Annotated in this window: 16 protein-coding genes; 12 read left to right on the top strand and 4 right to left on the bottom strand. The window is 34.7% G+C overall.

The features are described 5' to 3' along the window. Nucleotides 1-2 precede the first annotated feature (2 nt). The 3 genes from B2745_RS02505 to B2745_RS02495 all read left to right on the top strand — a co-directional run bounded on the left by B2745_RS02505 (nucleotide 3) and on the right by B2745_RS02495 (nucleotide 2,634). On the top strand, nucleotides 3-1,313 hold the full coding sequence (locus B2745_RS02505; protein WP_304063254.1) for a TolC family protein: 1,311 nt from the start codon (nucleotides 3-5) through the stop codon (nucleotides 1,311-1,313). 75 nt (nucleotides 1,314-1,388) lie between these two features. Beyond that, complete coding sequence (locus tag B2745_RS02500) at nucleotides 1,389-1,781, top strand: response regulator (protein WP_304063252.1); 393 nt, start codon at nucleotides 1,389-1,391, stop codon at nucleotides 1,779-1,781. Between the two features lies 1 nt (nucleotide 1,782). Further along, nucleotides 1,783-2,634: an N-acetylglucosamine kinase gene (locus B2745_RS02495; RefSeq protein WP_304063250.1), complete on the top strand. Its 852-nt coding sequence runs from the start codon at nucleotides 1,783-1,785 to the stop codon at nucleotides 2,632-2,634. Here the strand turns inward: B2745_RS02495 and B2745_RS02490 are convergent. Together B2745_RS02490 and B2745_RS02485 are read right to left on the bottom strand one after the other, a co-directional pair. After that, a complete protein-coding gene (locus tag B2745_RS02490) occupies nucleotides 2,631-3,689 on the bottom strand; it encodes an aldose epimerase family protein (RefSeq protein ID WP_304063247.1) in 1,059 nt (352 codons plus the stop codon). The two genes, B2745_RS02495 and B2745_RS02490, sit on opposite strands and share 4 nt — an antisense overlap. A gap of 72 nt (nucleotides 3,690-3,761) precedes the next feature. After that, nucleotides 3,762-4,919 (bottom strand): aldose epimerase family protein, encoded by a 1,158-nt coding sequence (locus B2745_RS02485; protein WP_304063244.1) that lies wholly within the window; start codon nucleotides 4,917-4,919, stop codon nucleotides 3,762-3,764. A gap of 114 nt (nucleotides 4,920-5,033) precedes the next feature. Here B2745_RS02485 and B2745_RS02480 point away from each other — a divergent pair, with 114 nt between their 5' ends. Beyond that, a complete protein-coding gene (locus B2745_RS02480; protein ID WP_304063241.1) occupies nucleotides 5,034-5,738 on the top strand; it encodes an NUDIX hydrolase in 705 nt (234 codons plus the stop codon). On the opposite strand, the gene cobA is transcribed toward B2745_RS02480, so the two are convergent. Continuing rightward, on the bottom strand, nucleotides 5,731-6,453 hold the full coding sequence (cobA, locus tag B2745_RS02475) for a uroporphyrinogen-III C-methyltransferase (protein ID WP_304063238.1): 723 nt from the start codon (nucleotides 6,451-6,453) through the stop codon (nucleotides 5,731-5,733). The genes B2745_RS02480 and cobA overlap by 8 nt on opposite strands. Nucleotides 6,454-6,835: 382 nt before the next feature. Here cobA and nirB point away from each other — a divergent pair, with 382 nt between their 5' ends. The 4 genes from nirB to B2745_RS02455 are packed head-to-tail and all read left to right on the top strand — an operon-like array spanning nucleotide 6,836 to nucleotide 11,944. Next, nucleotides 6,836-9,340 (top strand): nitrite reductase large subunit NirB, encoded by a 2,505-nt coding sequence (gene nirB, locus B2745_RS02470; RefSeq protein ID WP_304063235.1) that lies wholly within the window; start codon nucleotides 6,836-6,838, stop codon nucleotides 9,338-9,340. 40 nt (nucleotides 9,341-9,380) lie between these two features. Next, entirely contained in the window at nucleotides 9,381-9,764 is a 384-nt protein-coding gene (gene nirD / locus B2745_RS02465) for a nitrite reductase small subunit NirD (RefSeq protein WP_081987655.1), read from the top strand. A 51-nt stretch (nucleotides 9,765-9,815) separates the two neighbouring features. Further along, complete coding sequence (moaCB, locus tag B2745_RS02460) at nucleotides 9,816-10,766, top strand: bifunctional molybdenum cofactor biosynthesis protein MoaC/MoaB (protein ID WP_304063232.1); 951 nt, start codon at nucleotides 9,816-9,818, stop codon at nucleotides 10,764-10,766. A gap of 2 nt (nucleotides 10,767-10,768) precedes the next feature. Continuing rightward, nucleotides 10,769-11,944, top strand: coding sequence for a molybdopterin molybdotransferase MoeA (locus B2745_RS02455; protein WP_304063229.1), 1,176 nt, complete (start codon nucleotides 10,769-10,771; stop codon nucleotides 11,942-11,944). A gap of 3 nt (nucleotides 11,945-11,947) precedes the next feature. Here the strand turns inward: B2745_RS02455 and B2745_RS02450 are convergent, their stop codons facing one another. After that, nucleotides 11,948-12,640, bottom strand: a complete 693-nt coding sequence (locus B2745_RS02450; protein ID WP_026903448.1) for a Crp/Fnr family transcriptional regulator — start codon at nucleotides 12,638-12,640, stop codon at nucleotides 11,948-11,950. Between the two features lie 526 nt (nucleotides 12,641-13,166). Between B2745_RS02450 and B2745_RS02445 the strand changes: the two genes are divergently transcribed. The 4 genes from B2745_RS02445 (at nucleotide 13,167) to B2745_RS02430 (ending at nucleotide 17,756) form a co-directional block, all read left to right on the top strand. Continuing rightward, nucleotides 13,167-14,768: an alginate export family protein gene (locus B2745_RS02445; RefSeq protein ID WP_304063227.1), complete on the top strand. Its 1,602-nt coding sequence runs from the start codon at nucleotides 13,167-13,169 to the stop codon at nucleotides 14,766-14,768. Nucleotides 14,769-14,788: 20 nt separating this feature from the next. Beyond that, nucleotides 14,789-15,985 carry a CmpA/NrtA family ABC transporter substrate-binding protein gene (locus B2745_RS02440; protein ID WP_304063224.1) on the top strand — a complete coding sequence of 399 codons (1,197 nt, stop codon included), beginning with the start codon at nucleotides 14,789-14,791 and terminating at the stop codon, nucleotides 15,983-15,985. An 89-nt stretch (nucleotides 15,986-16,074) separates the two neighbouring features. Beyond that, entirely contained in the window at nucleotides 16,075-16,863 is a 789-nt protein-coding gene (ntrB, locus tag B2745_RS02435) for a nitrate ABC transporter permease (RefSeq protein ID WP_304063220.1), read from the top strand. Nucleotides 16,864-16,877: 14 nt separating this feature from the next. Further along, nucleotides 16,878-17,756: an ABC transporter ATP-binding protein gene (locus B2745_RS02430; protein ID WP_304063217.1), complete on the top strand. Its 879-nt coding sequence runs from the start codon at nucleotides 16,878-16,880 to the stop codon at nucleotides 17,754-17,756. The last annotated feature ends 41 nt before the right edge of the window (nucleotides 17,757-17,797 follow it).

The following is a 17,797-nucleotide window of genomic DNA, read 5'->3' as shown; positions in this document are numbered from 1 at the left end:
GCATGAAAATTAATAGGTTATTAATCATACTAGCATTTTTATCATCCGTAAATACAGCATTTACACAAGAGAAGTTAAGTTTAGAAGATGCCATACAAATTGCATTAGAAAACAATTTCGATATAAAAATCAGTAGAAACGTAACAGAAATAAGCAAAAACAACGTTACACCGGGTAATGCCGGTATGTTACCCGTTGTAACCGGAAATTTAAACGATATAAACAGGGTAGAAACCAGTGAAGTTGATTTAGCCTCTGGAGGTAGTAGAAATGCAAGCAACGCAAAAAACACCAATATCAACTACGGAGCAAGCTTAAACTGGCGTATTTTTGATGGTTTTAGGATGTTTGCAACTTATGATAGGTTACAAGAATTACAAAAACTTGGTGAGTTAAACTTTAAACTTAATGTACAAAATACCATTGCCAATGTATTGACTTCTTATTATAACTTAATTGCCTTAAACAAGCAATTAGAAGCTACACAAACCGCATTAGAAGTTTCAAGGGTAAGACTAAAAAATGCCAATAGCAGGTATACAATAGGTAAAGGTTCTAAACTTGAACTTTTAGCCGCCAAAGTAGACCTAAGTACCGATACCAGCTCTTTACTGGTACAACAAGATCTTATAAAAGCTGCTAAAGTTAATTTAAACCAAATTTTAGGGAGATCCGCAGAAATTGAATTTGCTGTTGCTGATACGATTATCCTGGATAAACAGTTAAATTATGAAAACACTAAATCATTAGTTTTAGCCCAAAACCCAGAATTGCAAACAGCAGTAGTAAACCAAAAAATAGCAGAACTTAGTTTAAAAGAAGTTAAAGGAGACAGGTATCCGGTTATTGCCGTAACATCGGGTTATAATTTTTCTAATTCAACATCGCCACCTACCGGCTTTGCCATTAGAAATAATACTCGCGGACTAAATTATGGCTTTACAGCATCTATTAATATTTTCAATGGCTTACAACAAAATAGAGCAGAAACTAATGCCAAACTAGAAATTGAGAATGCTCAGTTTAATTTGGAGCGTACACAACAAGCAATTACATCGCAATTATTAATTGCTTATCAAAACTACCAAACCAATTTACGTTTGGTTACCTTAGAAGAAAATAATGTTGAAGTAGCTCAAGAAAATTTAAATATTACATTAGAAAAATACAGATTAGGAAGTATTGTACCTTTAGAATTAAGAGAAGCACAAAGAAATTTTGTTGATGCTACGGTAAGATATGCAAACGCACAATTTCAGGCAAAGTTAGCTGAAGTTGCCATCAAAGAATTAGCTGGTAACATACAGTTATAAACTAGCGTATAAGACTTAAATAATTCCATTAAAAAATATTCTTTTCATATATTTGTTATTACAATTTTAATTTAGATGCCAACTTACAAATATAAAACAGCGCTTTTGGTTGATGATAATTTCATTGATAATATGATTAACCAAAAGATACTCAATAACTCTGATTTTGCAGAGCATATTGTGGTCAAACAATCTTGTGAATCGGCTATACAATACCTACAAGAACTTATCAACCAACAAGAAGAATTACCTCAAATTATATTCTTAGACATCAGAATGCCTATTAAAACAGGTTTTGATTTCTTAGTTGAGTTTCAGCAATTGCCATCTACAGAAAAAGATACCGTTAAAATTGTCATGCTTTCTTCTTCTTTAGACCCTAGCGACCACAAAAAAGTAACAGAATTTAATAACGTAACAGATTTCTTTGGAAAACCATTAACTAGTGATTTATTAAAAGACATTTAATATGTTAATAGTTGCTGATAGTGGATCTACTATTACAGATTGGATTTGCCTATTACCAAATCAAGAAAAACACTTCATAGAAAGTAAAGGGCTGAATCCTTTTTTCGTTGCAGAAAAAGAAATCATCAAGGTTATTAATAATATCAAGTTATTTCAAGATATATCCCAAAATATTAAAGAAGTTCATTTTTTTGGTGCCGGTTGCAATAGCCCAGATAAACGTGAAATTATTTCTAATGCCTTATCTGCAAAGTTTAAGAATGCTTTTGTTAATGTAGAAAGCGATTTATTAGGATCTGCCTATGCTACTTGTGGCAATACGCCTGGTTTAAATTGTATTTTAGGCACAGGCTCTAATATCTCTTTTTTTGATGGCAGCAATTTACACGACGGCTTACATGGTTTAGGTTACATTTTAGGAGATGAAGGCTCTGAAACTTATTTCGGAAAAATTCTTATTACAGATTTTCTTTATAAAAAAATGCCTGATGATTTAGCTGATAAGTTTCATGCCAAATACAAGCCTACAAAGGAAGACGTTATCAAAAACATCTACCAAAAACCTTTACCTAATCATTATTTAGCAGCTTTTGCAGGTTTCCTAAAAGAAAACTTGGATCATCCATATATCCAGAAAATTATCATTATTGGCTTAGAAGAGTTTATTAAAATAAGTATCTGCACCTATCCCAATTATAAAGAACTTTACTGCCATTTTGTTGGCGATATAGCTTATCATTTTCAAGATTTCTTGATTCCTTTATGCCGGAAGTACGAAATTCATGTAGGTAAAATTTTAGAAAAACCTATTTATGAATTGTATGAATTTGTAAAAGCCAAAGAAGGGTTTTAAAAACTCACCTTATACACAGTTTTTGATTCGAACAGCTCTCTTTCTTTAAGTATAACAGACGGAAAATGAGCCTGATTTGGTGAGTCTGGATGGTGTTGCGTTTCAAAACAAAAGCCACTTCTGCATCCATAATAATTCCCAGCCTTCCCTTTATCTTTAGCATTTAAGAAATTACCCGTATAAAATTGCATCCCTGGCTCTTCTGTAAACACTTCTAACTTTAAATGAGAAATATCACCAATAGCTGTGGCAACATGTGTTAAACCATTTTCATTTTGATTCAAAACAAAAGAATGATCGTAGCCATTACCGTTCACAAGCTGTATATCTTCTTCTGCAATATCTTTAGCTATCGGTTTTAATACACTAAAATCAAAAGCTGTATTTTCTACTTGGATAAGTTTCCCCGTTGGTATACATGCTTCGTTTATCTCCACAAAACTATCTGCATTTATTTTAACAGCATGATTTAAGACAGTTCCACTACCTTCGCCATTCAAATTAAAATAAGCATGATTGGTTAAATTAATGATGGTATCTTTTCCAGAACTAGCCTTATAATCCATCACCAGTTCATCATCATCTGTTAAAGTAAAAGTAACACTTGCAGTAATAGGACCTGGGAAACCGCCTTCTCCATCAGCATAAGAAATACTCAGTTGAACAGAAGAAGTATTTTGTTCTGCTACATCCCAAACCTGTGCATGAAAACCAGCTTTACCACTATGCAAATTATTTAAACCATCATTTTGCTCTAGTTGATAAAGGGTATTTCCTATCACAAACGCTCCATTTGCTATACGATTTGCAAAAGGACCGGCTGTTACACCATGATAAAGCTCCGCAGCGTTTAAATATTCTTGAATACTATTAAAACCCAGTACCACATCTACCCAGTTTTCTTGTTCATCTTGAACTATAAAATGGGTAATTCTTGCACCATAGTTACAAATTCCTACTTGTGTACCTTTCTGATTTTTTAGAACTATCAAGGTAGTAGATGCGCCCTTGATATGGGTAATAAAGGCTTCCTTTAGTGTTTCAAGATTTGTCATAACCGAAATAAAGCATAAAAATACAAAAAGGTAGCTTTTAGACTACCTTTTTTATACCCTATATGGTAAAAATTATTTCGTTGAAAATTTATAAACCGTCTTGGTTTTATATATATCACCTGGTTTTAAAATGGTTGATGGAAAGTTTTTCTGATTTGGCGAATCTGGGAAATGCTGGGTTTCTAAACACAATGCAGATCTATATTGATAAGCTTTACCGCCTTTACCATCTTTAGTTTCTCCTGTCAAGAAATTACCACTATAAAATTGTAAGCCCGGCTCTTCTGTTAAAACTTCCATCAAAATTCCGGTTTTAGGACTATATAAATCTGCAACAAGCTGCAAACCATCTGTTTTATTCAGTACAAAATTATGATCATAGCCTTTACCTCTTTTCAATTGCTCATGGTTTTCATCAATACGGGCACCTATTAGCGTAGCTTTTCTAAAATCAAAAGGTGTATGGTTAACATCCATTAAAGCTCCCGTAGGAATCAAGCCTTCATCTACAGGAGTTATAGCATCAGCTTTAATCGTTAATAGATGATCTAAAATGGTTGAGTCTCCTTCGCCATTTAAATTAAAATAAGCATGATTGGTTAAATTTACTGGCGTTGCTTTATCCGTTTTAGCTTGGTAGCTGATATCAATACTATTATCATCTGTTAAGGTATATATTACTGCAACCTCTAAAGTTCCGGGGTAACCGCCTTCACCATCTTTAGAAATATAATGAAGTTGTAAACTATTATCAGTTACTCCTTTAACATCCCATACCTGAGCATGAAAACCCATTTTACCACCATGTAAAGTGTTTATGCCATCATTAGCATCTAAACTATATTCTTTGCCATCTAAAGTAAATTTGGCTTTTCCTATTCTATTACCATAACGACCTATTAAAGCTCCAAAAAATGGTTCTCCGTCTTTCTGAAATGTCTCTACATGATCGTAACCTAAAGAAACATCAATAAATTTTCCGTTTTTATCTGGCACAATAATACTTACAATACGACCACCGTAATTGGTAATAGCCACTTGCATATTATTTTTATTTTTAAGCACATACAAATCAGTACGCTTACCTAAGATATCTTTTTGAAAATTTACCGAATCTGGAATGTTCACCATGCTTTCTATGGTATCTTGCTGATTGCTTTTTTGTTGATTATTGGTGCAGCTACCAAATGATAGACCAACCATCATACTTAAATAGAATATTTTTTTCATTGATTTTTGGGGTTATAATTTAAATCTAATATATTAAATGTAATTTCCACAATTATAATTAATTATTTAGGAAACCATTTTCTCTTAGTAGATTTAAATCTTCAAATACTTTACATGCAAAAATATTCTAAACAAACCCGTCTGCTTGTAGCTGTAGATTGTATTATTTTTGGTTTTGATGGAGAAAAGCTAAAACTTTTACTTATACAACGTGATTTTGAACCCAAAAAAGGTAAATGGAGTTTAATGGGAGGATTTTTAAAACCCGATGAAACCCCAGAAGATGCTGCCTACAGAGTTCTAAAACAACTTACAGGGTTAGAGAATGTTTATTTAGAGCAAACAGAAGTTTTTGGTGATATTAACCGTGATCCTATCGAACGTACTTTAAGCATTGCATACCATACTTTGGTAGATATTCACCAATATGAAAAACAGTTAAGTAATGATTATCATGCCGAGTGGTTTGAGATCAACCAACTACCCGATTTAATTTTTGACCATAACCAGATGGTTAAAAAAGCAAAAGAAAAAATCAGGTATAAAGCTGCCTTACATCCTATATTATTTGAGTTATTACCTGAAAAATTTACCATCCCACAAATTCTGGCCCTTTACGAGCAGGTTTTTGATACCGAATTAGATAAAAGAAACTTTAGCAGAAAATTATTCTCTACCGGCTTAATCATCAAACAACAAGAGAAAGACAAGCTAAATTCTAAAAAGGGAGCTTTTTATTATAAACTGGATAAAGATACTTACAAAAGTAAGTTCGAAAATTTCTTCCATTTTATATCAAACCCTACAGAACTTAAATAGTTAAAGCAACCACTGGACCTATAATGATTAATGCCGGATGCGTAATTTTTGAATCTTCTGCCATTAGCTGCAAATCTTTCACTTTGCCTTTTACTGTTTTTTTATGAGGTAAGGAAGCATGTTGTACAATGGCTGCCGGAGTTTCACCTCTATGGGCTTCTACATAAGCAAGTGCTATATCGGCTGTTTTTTTCATCCCCATATAAATAACCACTGTAGCATTACTTTGCATCGCTAGTTTTAAATCTGCTGATAAACTTCCGTCTTTTTTGGTTCCGGTTACTACCCAAATACTTTCACTTACCGAGCGGTGTGTTAACGGAATATCTTCAAAACCAAGTGCTTGCATACTACTTATCCCTGGAATATAAAAAGTCTCTATTCCATGTGTTCTAGCAAATAAAATCTCCTCAAAACCTCTTCCAAAAATATAGGGATCTCCTCCTTTTAGCCTGATAACCCTTCCCTTTTCTAAAGCTTTTTCTTTGATCAATTCTAAAATACGTTCCTGCGGTGTATACTCGCCATAAGGCTGTTTACCTACGTAAATACATTCGCAATCCCGAGGGGCAAGTTCCAATAAAGCCTTATTTGCTAAATTATCATACAATATTACATCAGCTGTTTGTAATATCTTATAAGCTTTCATGGTAAGTAATTCGGGATCACCCGGACCAGCTCCTACTACATACAATTGGGGAAGTAACACACTCATCTACTAAAATAAAAACGTTTAAAACTATAAATAAAATTGTATTGCTAGAAATTATTATCAATACTTAAAGAAATCTAAAAACTCATCTCTTTTTACATCATATTTTTATAAAAACCACCATAAAAAGTCTAAAAATCTCAAATAACAATCTAAAAAAACAGATAAAAATAACATTTTAAAGACATTATACTTAATATTTTCACACTAAAAGATGTATTATTTTAAAAAACATAAAATTTACAATACAATTTTAATACTTTTTTTAGTCTTTTATTAAATTTTATATGATTTATAAAACATTTATATTAATTTTTTATACTTGTTTTAGTAAAATATATGATTTTAATCATGTTTATGATTAAAAAATTCTAATCTCACACAAATGGTCGCAAAAAACAAAAAAAACATCGTAATTATTGGCAATGGAATGGTTGGATACAAGTTTTGTGAAAAAATAATTGCCAAGTCTGATAATTTTAACCTCATCGTTTTCGGAGAAGAACCTAGAAGAGCCTATGATAGGGTTCATCTTAGCGAATATTTTAACGGAAAAACCGCCGAAGACCTCAGTATGTCTCCAGCAAACTGGTACCAAGAAAACCATATCACCCTACATTTATCAGACCCTGTATTAGAAATCAACAGACAAAATAAAACTGTTCATTCTCAAAAAGGCATTTTACAACCTTATGATTACCTCGTTCTGGCAACAGGTTCTTCTGCCTTTGTACCAAACATACCTGGCGTAGAAAAAGAAGGTGTTTTTGTGTACCGTACTATAGAAGACTTGGAATTAATGAAAAACTACGCCCTAAAAGCTAAAAAAGGTGCAGTTATGGGCGGGGGCTTACTAGGTTTAGAAGCGGCAAAAGCTTTATTAGATTTAGGTATAGCAGAAACCCATGTGATAGAATTTGCACCACGCCTGATGCCAAGGCAAGTGGATAGCGCAGGAAGCAAACTTCTTCAAAATAAACTTCAAGAATTAGATCTTCAAATACATCTTAATAAAAGCACCAGCGAGATTGTTGGCGATGGAAAAATAGAAGCCCTCGCTTTTAACGATGATACCCAACTAGAATTAGATATGCTGGTTATCTCTGCCGGTATAAGACCAAGAGACGAACTTGCCAAACTATCAGGCTTAGAAGTTGGTACCAGAGGCGGAATTTTAGTTAACGAGAAACTACAAACCAGCGACCCTAATATTTTCGCTATTGGTGAATGCGCTTTATATAAAGACATGATTTATGGTTTGGTAGCTCCAGGTTATGAAATGGCCGAAGTTGTAGCGGCTAACATCTGCCAACAAGAAAAGTATTTCTATGGCTTTGATATGAGCACCAAACTTAAATTAATAGGTGTTGATGTTGCCAGCTTTGGTGAAGCTTTTATTACCGAACCCGAAGGAAGAACCATTGTTTTTGAAGATACCCATAAAGGAATTTATAAGCGTATTAACATCACTAATGATGGGAAATACCTACTTGGCGGTATTCTTATTGGCGATGCCGATGCTTATAACATCCTATTACAAACAGTTAACAACAAAATTATATTACCACCAAACCCAGAAGATTTAATATTAGGTAGTCGCGGTGGAGAAACTGATGGTGGTGCTGGTGTTATGAGTTTGCCTGATGATGCTCTAATTTGCTCTTGCGAAGCTGTTACCAAAGGCATGATTTGTGGTGCCGTTAGCGATGGAACCGCAAATTCTCTTGATGATATAAAAAAATGCACCAAAGCAGGTACCGGATGCGGCGGTTGCGTTCCTCTGGTTAAAGATTTAATTACCGGAACCATGCAAGAAAATGGCGTTTACATCAAAAACGTTATTTGCGAACATTTTGATTATTCGAGGCAAGAGCTGCTAGATCTTATCAAACTCAATAAAATTAAAGATTATGATACCGCCCTAGACCATTTTGGAAAAGGCGATGGATGCGAGGTTTGCAAACCAGCTATCGCTAATATTTTGGCTGGCGTTTGGAATGATTTAATTTTAAAACAAGATACCATACAAGACAGTAACGATAGATTTTTGGCTAACATCCAAAAAGGAGGAACGTATTCTGTTGTACCTAGAATACCAGGCGGAGAAATTACTCCAGAAAAACTTATCGTGATTGGGCAAGTAGCTCAAAAATACAACCTCTACACTAAAATAACCGGCGGCCAAAGGATTGATTTATTTGGTGCACATTTAAGCGATTTACCTGCCATCTGGGAAGAACTTATTGATGCTGGTTTTGAAAGCGGCCATGCCTATGGCAAATCTTTAAGAACTGTAAAAAGTTGCGTAGGAAGCACCTGGTGCCGTTTCGGACTTCAAGATAGCGTAAGTTTTGCTATAGAAGTAGAAGATAGATATAAAGGCCTACGCTCGCCACATAAACTTAAAGGTGGCGTTTCTGGCTGTATCAGAGAATGTGCCGAAGCGCAATCTAAAGACTTTGGTATCATCGCTACAGAAAAGGGCTACAATTTATATGTATGCGGTAACGGAGGCTCTAAACCTCAACATGCTTTATTGCTTGCCACAGATATCGATAAAGAAACCTGTATCAAATACCTAGATAGATTTTTAATGTTTTATGTAAGAACTGCCGATCCATTAACCAGAACAGCAACTTGGTTAAATAAAATGGAAGGCGGCATCACTTATCTCAAAAATGTTATCATAAACGATAGCTTGGGCATTGCCGAAGAATTAGAAGCCGCTATGCATTATCATGTAAATACTTATACCTGCGAATGGAAAGCAGCCATCGAAAATCCAGAGATGAGAAAAAGATTTGCACACTTTATTAATGCACCAGAAGAAAAAGACCCTACTGTAAAATTTGCTCCTATGCGAGAGCAGGTGAAGGCAGAAGCCTGGTAATTTTCAATAACAGATTAAAAAAGATTTAAACACCAAAATTATGAGCGAGATTTTAGAATTAAACCATCAAATAGAAACCACAGCAGTTTCTGAAAATTTATTTTTTGCTTGTTATACAGATGATGTTCCACAAAATGGCGGAGCTTGTGTAAAATATAAAGACACACAAATAGCTATCTTCAATTTCACCCGCCGAGGAGAATGGTACGCTACACAAAATCTTTGTCCGCATAAACAACAAATGGCTTTATCAAGAGGGATGATAGGCAGCACCGGACATGATTGCGAACCTAAAGTTGCTTGTCCTTTCCATAAAAAAACTTTCTCTTTAAAAAGTGGAGATTGCCTTAGCGGTGATGATTATTCGATTAAAATTTATCCCGTTTTAATTGAAGAAGGCAAAGTTTATATCCGGATAGATTAAAGCATAAATAATTTAAAGCTATGCTTACCTTTGAAGCAAAGCCATAGCAGCATGAGAGACATTAGCAGCAAACAAATCACCTTAAGAAGTGCAATAGCAATTGGAGCTATTTTTTGCTCCAAAGAAACCATAGTACTTATTAAAGAAGAACAACTTCCTAAAGGAAATTTATTTGATGTTGCTAAAGCAGCAGGTTTTATTGGCGCAAAACTTACTCCGCAATTATTACCTCATTGCCACCCTGTTGCCATTGACGGCATGGATTTAAAATTTGAATTTTTAGACCCAGAACTTCATCAACATTGGTTTAACCAATCTTTATCAGATAAAAGTGGCATCATCATTTATGGCGAAGCAAAATCTATTGGCAGAACAGGTATAGAAATGGAAACCCTAACAGCCGTTTCTGTAGCAGCATTAGAAATATATGATATGCTGAAACCAGTTGATAAAGCATTGGAAATATCGGGCATCAAACTACTGGATAAAAAAGGTGGTAAAAGTGACAAGAAAAAGTTCTTCGCCACCTCTCCTACTTGTGCTATTTTAGTATGTTCAGACAGTACAGCAGCAGGTAAAAGAGAAGACAAAAGCGGCATCCTCATCAAGAAAATGCTTAGCAATGTAAACGCCAATGTAACAGATTATCAAATAGTTGCTGATGACAAAATTAAAATTCAAGAAACTATTTTAGCCTGGGTAAAACAAGACATCCACTTCATATTTACCACTGGTGGAACAGGCCTTGGCCCACGCGACAATACCGTTGAAGCTGTTAAAGAAATTTTAGAAAGAGATGCCGATGGTATAACCGAAGCCATGCGTAGTTTTGGTCAGCAACGTACCCCATTAGCCATGATGAGCAGAGGTGTTGCGGGTTCTATCTCACATAGCTTAATTATAACTTTACCAGGAAGTACAGATGGTGCAAGAGAATCTCTGGAAGCTATATTACCCGCAGTTTTCCATGCCCGAAAAATGATGAAAGGCGGAGGTCATTAATCATGATTTCTTATCAAAAAGCGCTAGAAATTACCCAGTCAAAAGCAAAATCTTTTGGTACAGAAGAAGTACATTTAGACGATGCTTTAGACTGTATTTTAGCTGAAGATATTTTTGCCCCAAGAGATTTTCCTCCTTTTAACAGAGCCGCTATGGACGGTATCGCCATCCACATCCAAGATTTAGAAAAAGGTATTTTATCATACCATATAGTAGAAACCATTTATGCCGGAGATGAAAGCTTTAAAAAATTAGCCAGTGGCGAATGCTATAAAATCATGACCGGTGCTGCTGTTCCTGAAAGTGCTAATATTGTCATCCGCAATGAAGATATTTTGTTTGAAGATAGAACAGCAAAGCTGAACATTAACAGTTATAAAATTCATCAAAATATTGCCGAAAAGGGACAAGATTTAAAAAAAGGCGAATTGGTCTTGAAGCAATCAGAGCAAATCAATACAGCAAGAATTGGCTTATTAGCTGCTTTAGGAAAACACACATTAAAAGTACAAAAACTGCCTCAAGTAGCTGTACTAACTACAGGGAATGAGGTTGTACCTGTCCATCAAACTGCATCGGCAACGCAAATTAACAACAGCAACTTACATTTATTAAAAGCTTTATTTAAAAAACTGAACATACACCCAATAAAAGCAGCACATCTTTTAGATGATAAAAAAGCCATCAAAACCGCACTTGAAGATGCGCTTAAAGCTGATATCATCATTTTAAACGGAGGTGTTTCAGCTGGTGATGCCGATTTTATACCAGAAATTTTAGAAGAATTAGGTATACAAAAGCTATTTCATAAATTAGCTATAAGGCCCGGAAAACCAATTTGGTGTGGTTACTTGGATAATAAAATGGTTTTTGCCTTGCCAGGAAACCCTTTCTCTTGTTTAGTTACTTTTAAGATTTTCGTGGAACCTTTTATTTTTTCTTGCTTAGGAATACCTAACCCTGACGAGCAGCTACCTATAAGCTTTACAAGAAAAGGAAAAACAGCATTAGACGAGTTTTTTCCTGTTCTCAACAACCAAAAAGAACTACAGTATTTACCTATCAATGGCTCAGGAGATATTAGATTAGGATTACAAGCAAACGCTATTGCATGGCATCCAGCTGAAATTACCGATTTAGAAAAAGGGAAGCCCGTTTTTTTCAAGTCTATCCCATAATCTTTAAAGAATAATTTGAGTTAAAGCCGCTAATTTAGGTCTATCATTAATGATGATATCCTTTCCTTCTAAACGTAATATTTTATGATCTACCAATTCATTTATAGTTCTAAAAACCGTTTCATAAGTGGCTCCTGCGTAAGAAGCTAAATCTTGTCTGGTTAAACTAATATTTAAGCCGCCATTTGGGGTACTTCCAAATTGCTCTTCCAAATTAAATAAAGCTTGTGCTACCCTCCCTTTTACAGACATGTGTGCCAGATTCCTCATTTTACGTTCAGATTCCTGAAGTTCATCAGCAAAAAATAACATCAATTGGTAAGTAAACTCGTTATTTACTTTTAAAGTAGCGTTAAAAAACTCTAACCCAATAAAACATACAGTAGAAGTTTCCAAAGCAGTTGCAGAAATAGGATAAACAGAACTTTTTGTACCCAAACCTCTATGTCCAATAACAGCACCTTTATTAGCAAATCTTACAATAAGCTCTTTATCGCCCCATTTTTTATGAACTTTTACTATCCCATCAAAAACAAAGTAGACGCCCGTTACACGTTCTCCCTCTTCTATAATTTTTTCACCCTTTTTTACCTGAAATGTTTTCCGATGTGCATGAATAGCCGGGTGCCATTCTTTTAAACACATTTTACACATAAAACAAGTCTGCAAATCACATTCTACTTTACTTTTTTTCATTTTATTCGTATTCTAAATAAAAAATCGAGCTTTATTGTAATTTTTAAAAGTAATTTTCGAAAATAACTTAAAAAAACATATAAACACCATTAAATAATCAGCTGTATTTATACAAATCAATATAAAACACAATAATTTTATATAAAAATCGAATTAATTTTTTAAAAAAGTGAATTATAAGATATTTTTCATTAAAAAATGTTCTACATTTTATACAAAAACAATAAATTCACTATTATTTTATTAAAATATTTAGATATTTTTTATGTTTTTATTGTAAAAAAGTAAAATTAGAAAGATTAAGAAGGTTATTTATTGCAAAAAACATAAAATTTATGGTTTTATGTAAAATTTTTAGCACATTTTTATTATATACATTATATTTATGACATAAAAACGTAATAAAAAATTTAAAATATATAATATGAATAAATCAAACTAAACAGAAAAAAAGAAGCCCACCAGGAAGTCGCAATTCCTAATGGGCAAAATAGTCAACTTGCTCACACAAATTAAACTTAAACAAATGTATAAATTTTTATCAAACCGTGTAAGGTCTGGTCGCAGAGATTTTACACCCCAAAAAAACATCCTCCGAAGGAAGAAAGTTATATTTCAAAAACTCCTTTACATCTTCCTCATATCATTATCATCAGCGCAAGCGCATGCACAATTTTCTTTAACAGGTCAAATAAGACCTCGTGGCGAAGTAAGAAAAGGCTTTGCTAACTTGGTTCCCAATGGTGCTAAAACAGCAGCTTTTATTTCACAAAGAACAAGGCTAACTTTTGGTTATAAATGGGATAAGCTAACTTTTGGTGTAAGCGCACAAGATGTAAGGGTTTGGGGGCAAGATGCTTCTACCATATCTCAGGCAGACGGCAGCCGTTTTATGCTTCATGAAAGTTGGGCCGATTTAACTTTGGCAAATAAAGCTGATACAACCATTAAATTTAAGTTATTTGATAACCTGTCTTTAAAAATTGGTCGACAAGAATTAATTTATGATGATGCCCGTTTAATAGGCAATTTAGATTGGCTTCAACAAGGGCGTAGGTTTGATATGGCCTTGCTAAAAGTGGTGCATCATGGCTGGCAAGTAGATATTGGTTATGCTTTTAACCAAAACAATGAAAACTTTGCCAGAACCAATTATGTACCTGCAAATATCCCCGCCAATGTAAAAAACGATATAGGTATTTTAGTACCCACACCTGCAAATATGATCCCTTTAGTAAATGCAACAGGCAATAGTACTAAAACCGGCAACCCTACATTTACAAACCCACCTAATACCAATGGCGGAAACCAAGATTATAAAAACTTTACCAGTGTTTATGTAGCCCGAAAATTTGGTCAAACTAAAGTTTCAGCTCTTTATTTTCATGATGAGTTTGGAAAATACCGACTAGACAGTGTAAATAGTGGTGGTGGAAAAGTTTACGGAAGATTCTTTGACATCAACGGAACTCATAACAGAAACACTTTTGGCGCTATGATTACGCCTGTTTTTGGCAACGCTTCAGGTTTTGGTAAGATAGCGCTCCAAGCAGCTTACTATCATCAAAAAGGGCATGATAGAGATGGCAAAAAGTTAGATGCTTACCACTACACCATTAGCGCTAATTACAGTAAAGGCAAATTTACCTTAGGACCTGGTTTTGATTATTTATCAGGCAATAAAACTACAACGCCTACAACTGAAAGCAACAGATTTGACCCTCTATATGGTACACCACATAAATTTTGGGGCACTATGGATTATTTCTATGCGCCAACAGGCTCGCCTGCCGCTGGTTTAAAAGATTATTACTTTAAAACAAAATTTACAGCCAATCAATTTTACATCATAGCAGATTATCATTTCTTTGAAACTGCTCAAGCTTTGGCTTCTACTAATACTCAAGAACTAGGACAAGAAGTTGATTTAGGCATCAATTATACGCTCAATAAATTTACCACAGTTGAACTAGGTTATTCTATCATGAAAGCCAAAGACAATATGGTTATCGCGAAAGCCCAACCTGGCTCTCCAGCAGATTATAATAAAACAGGACACTTTGGCTATTTGATGATTAATATCAAACCAGATTTCCTATACACCAAACCATCAGCTATTAAACAATAAAAATTTAAACTTTTAGTATCATGAAACATAATATAAACAACCCTTTAGGGGTATTTTTTGTCCTCATCTTAGTAATTAGCTCTTTAACAGTTAGTGCAAAAAAAATAAAACTAGGTTTTATCCCTTTAACAGATTGCGCTCCTTTAGTAGCCGCAAAAGAACTTGGTCTTTTTACCAAATACGGTCTCGATGTAGAACTCTCAAAAGAAGCATCTTGGGCAAACATCAGAGATAAAATCCTTAACGGCGAGCTAGACGGCGCACACTGCCTATTCTCTATGCCTTTTTCTGTTTATACAGGCATTGGTGGCAAAGCAGGTTCTGAAATGAAAATTGCCATGGTGCTTAACAATAACGGCCAAGCTATAACCTTATCAAAAGATTTCTGTAACCTTTTAGGATATAAAGAAATAGCTAAGGTTGGTGCTGCCATAAAGAAAATACAAGCCAGAAAAGAAGTAACCTTTGCCATGACTTTCCCTGGAGGAACTCATGATATATGGCTACGTAACTGGCTTGCTGCAGCTGGCGTTAATCAAAAATCGGTTGGCATTATTACTATTCCACCACCACAGATGGTTGCCAACATGAAGGTTGATAACATGGAAGGTTTCTCTGTAGGCGAACCTTGGAATGGCGTTGCAGCGTCACAAGGCATTGGCTTTACACATATAGCATCGCAAGATATTTGGAAAGACCACCCAGAGAAAGCCTTGGTTGTTAACGCTGCTTTTGCCAACACCAATAAACAAGAGCTTAAACAAATGATGAAAGCTATTATAGAAGCCTGCAAATGGCTTGATGTATTGAGCAACAGAAAAAAAGCCGCTACTTGGCTAACCAAACCTTATTATGTTAACGCACCATTAGCTGTTATAGAGGCCCGATTAATGGGTTCTAGCGATTTGGGTTGCGATTTAGGCATCCAAAGATATAAAGGAGATTTTATGACTTTTTACAAAGGAGGCTTAGTAAACACGCCAAGAAAATCTCATGGGATGTGGTTTATGGCTCAATACGTAAGATTTGGAATGCTAAAAGCAGAACCTAATTATAAAGCCATTGCAGAAAAATTAGTACTTGATGATTTATTTGCAGAAGTAGCAAAGGAAATGAAAATACCTATCCAGCCAGATATGGTTCCTTTCAAAACTACTTACGATGTAAACTTCGATCCATCAAATATTGGCGCTTATCTAAAAACCACCAAAAAATAAAAGAAAATTTAGTTTAGGTCTGAAACCTATTGTACTACCTAAACCCCAAAAGTTTAGTGTAGTACAGAGGTTTCTTTAAAAACAACATCATGAAAAATACATTCGTTAAAAACACCATAGGTCAAATCATATCTTTTGCAGCCAGTATGCTCTTATTATGTTTGATATGGCAAGGGATTACACTACTTACTAAAAGTGAAATACCTGGCCCTATTGCTACCTGGCAAGTGGCAAAAGAAATGTTTGCAGAGCCATTTTATGATTACGGCCCCAACGATAAAGGTATAGGACTACAACTTACCGCATCTTTATGGCGAGTATTTTTGGGTTTCGGTATTGGTAGTTTAATAGCTATTCCTTTAGGGATATTAATGGGCTCCTCTAAATTTATGATGCGCCTTTTTGATCCTATTGTCCAAATTCTTCGTCCGGTTTCACCTCTAGCATGGTTTCCTTTGGGCTTATTAGCTTTTAAAGCAGCAGCCGGAGCTACGATATTCATCATCACCATCACCTCCTTGTGGCCAACATTAATCAATACCTCTTTTGGAGTAGCCCACATACCACAAGACCATAAAAATGTAAGCAAAGCATTTGGCTTCTCTAAGCTTAAATACTTAACAAAAATTTTAATCCCTTATACCCTACCGCACATGATAACAGGTTTAAGACTTTCTATTGGCATCGCTTGGATGGTGATTGTAGCTGGCGAAATGCTTTCCGGAGGCTCTGGTATTGGATTTTTTGTTTGGGACAGCTGGAACGGACTTTCGCTTGAGAAAATTCTAGTTGCCATTCTGATTATAGGTAGCGTAGGCCTATTGCTAGATAAATTCTTTAATACTTTAAAAATGGCTTTTGCCTGGGAAAATAAATAACCTTAAAACATATCATGATGAAAAATTTAACTCAAGAAGAACTAGAACTCTTACAAACAGAAGAGATTGAAAATAAAGATGAAATAGCTAAACTTTTGGCGCCGCCAGCCATTAAAATTAAAAACGTAACTGTTTCTTTTAAAAGCAAAAAAGGTTTATACACCGCTTTAAAAGACATCAGTTTAGATATTAAAAAAGGTGAGATTATTTCTTTAATTGGGCATTCTGGCTGTGGAAAATCAACTTTAATGAATACCATTTCTGGGATGGTAAGCCCAACCAGCGGAGAAGTAATTGCCAACGAACAACTGGTAAAAGGCCCCGGACCAGATAGAGGAATTGTATTCCAAAATTACTCGCTATTACCTTGGTTAACGGTGTTTCAAAACATTTATGAAGCTGTAGATTCTTCTTTCAAAAACATCTCCAAAGAAGATAAAAAAGCCATTGTAGAAAAGAATCTGAAAATGGTAAACCTTTGGGAACATCAACATAAATTACCGGGGCATTTATCTGGCGGAATGAAACAGCGTGTTGCTATAGCCCGAGCTTTTGCTATTAACCCTAAAATCTTATTGCTTGATGAACCTTTTGGTGCTTTGGATGCCTTAACCAAAAGCGCAATGCACATTGAGCTTTTAAAACTTTGGAATTTAGATAACAGAGATAAAACCATTGTTATGGTTACCCATGATATTGAAGAAGCTATTTTCTTATCAGATAGGGTGGTGGTTTTAAATAATGGTCCAGCATCAACCATCAAAGAAATTGTTGATATACCGCTAGAAAGACCAAGAAATAAGAAAGAAATCGTTCATCATCCCAAATACAAAGAAATTCATGATAGATTATTGAGTTTATTGATAGATAAATTCTCGATTTCTGATTATTAAGCTCATTATCTCCATAAAAACTAATTTTTAATCTACAAAAA

Source organism: Pedobacter glucosidilyticus (genome assembly GCF_002483235.1).
GTDB lineage: Bacteria > Bacteroidota > Bacteroidia > Sphingobacteriales > Sphingobacteriaceae > Pseudopedobacter > Pseudopedobacter glucosidilyticum_B.
This window is presented reverse-complemented; position numbering and strand designations above follow the sequence as displayed.

Coding starts and splice junctions, on each gene's coding strand:
- B2745_RS02495 (WP_304063250.1), top strand. CDS start 1,783: ATGTTAATAGTTGCTGATAGTGGATCTACTATTACAGATTGGATTTGC.
- B2745_RS02455 (WP_304063229.1), top strand. CDS start 10,769: ATGATTTCTTATCAAAAAGCGCTAGAAATTACCCAGTCAAAAGCAAAA.
- B2745_RS02440 (WP_304063224.1), top strand. CDS start 14,789: ATGAAACATAATATAAACAACCCTTTAGGGGTATTTTTTGTCCTCATC.
- nirB (WP_304063235.1), top strand. CDS start 6,836: ATGGTCGCAAAAAACAAAAAAAACATCGTAATTATTGGCAATGGAATG.
- B2745_RS02505 (WP_304063254.1), top strand. CDS start 3: ATGAAAATTAATAGGTTATTAATCATACTAGCATTTTTATCATCCGTA.
- B2745_RS02480 (WP_304063241.1), top strand. CDS start 5,034: ATGCAAAAATATTCTAAACAAACCCGTCTGCTTGTAGCTGTAGATTGT.
- B2745_RS02485 (WP_304063244.1), bottom strand. CDS start 4,919: ATGAAAAAAATATTCTATTTAAGTATGATGGTTGGTCTATCATTTGGT.
- B2745_RS02450 (WP_026903448.1), bottom strand. CDS start 12,640: ATGAAAAAAAGTAAAGTAGAATGTGATTTGCAGACTTGTTTTATGTGT.
- B2745_RS02430 (WP_304063217.1), top strand. CDS start 16,878: ATGATGAAAAATTTAACTCAAGAAGAACTAGAACTCTTACAAACAGAA.
- B2745_RS02445 (WP_304063227.1), top strand. CDS start 13,167: ATGTATAAATTTTTATCAAACCGTGTAAGGTCTGGTCGCAGAGATTTT.
- B2745_RS02490 (WP_304063247.1), bottom strand. CDS start 3,689: ATGACAAATCTTGAAACACTAAAGGAAGCCTTTATTACCCATATCAAG.
- nirD (WP_081987655.1), top strand. CDS start 9,381: ATGAGCGAGATTTTAGAATTAAACCATCAAATAGAAACCACAGCAGTT.
- cobA (WP_304063238.1), bottom strand. CDS start 6,453: ATGAGTGTGTTACTTCCCCAATTGTATGTAGTAGGAGCTGGTCCGGGT.
- ntrB (WP_304063220.1), top strand. CDS start 16,075: ATGAAAAATACATTCGTTAAAAACACCATAGGTCAAATCATATCTTTT.
- B2745_RS02500 (WP_304063252.1), top strand. CDS start 1,389: ATGCCAACTTACAAATATAAAACAGCGCTTTTGGTTGATGATAATTTC.
- moaCB (WP_304063232.1), top strand. CDS start 9,816: ATGAGAGACATTAGCAGCAAACAAATCACCTTAAGAAGTGCAATAGCA.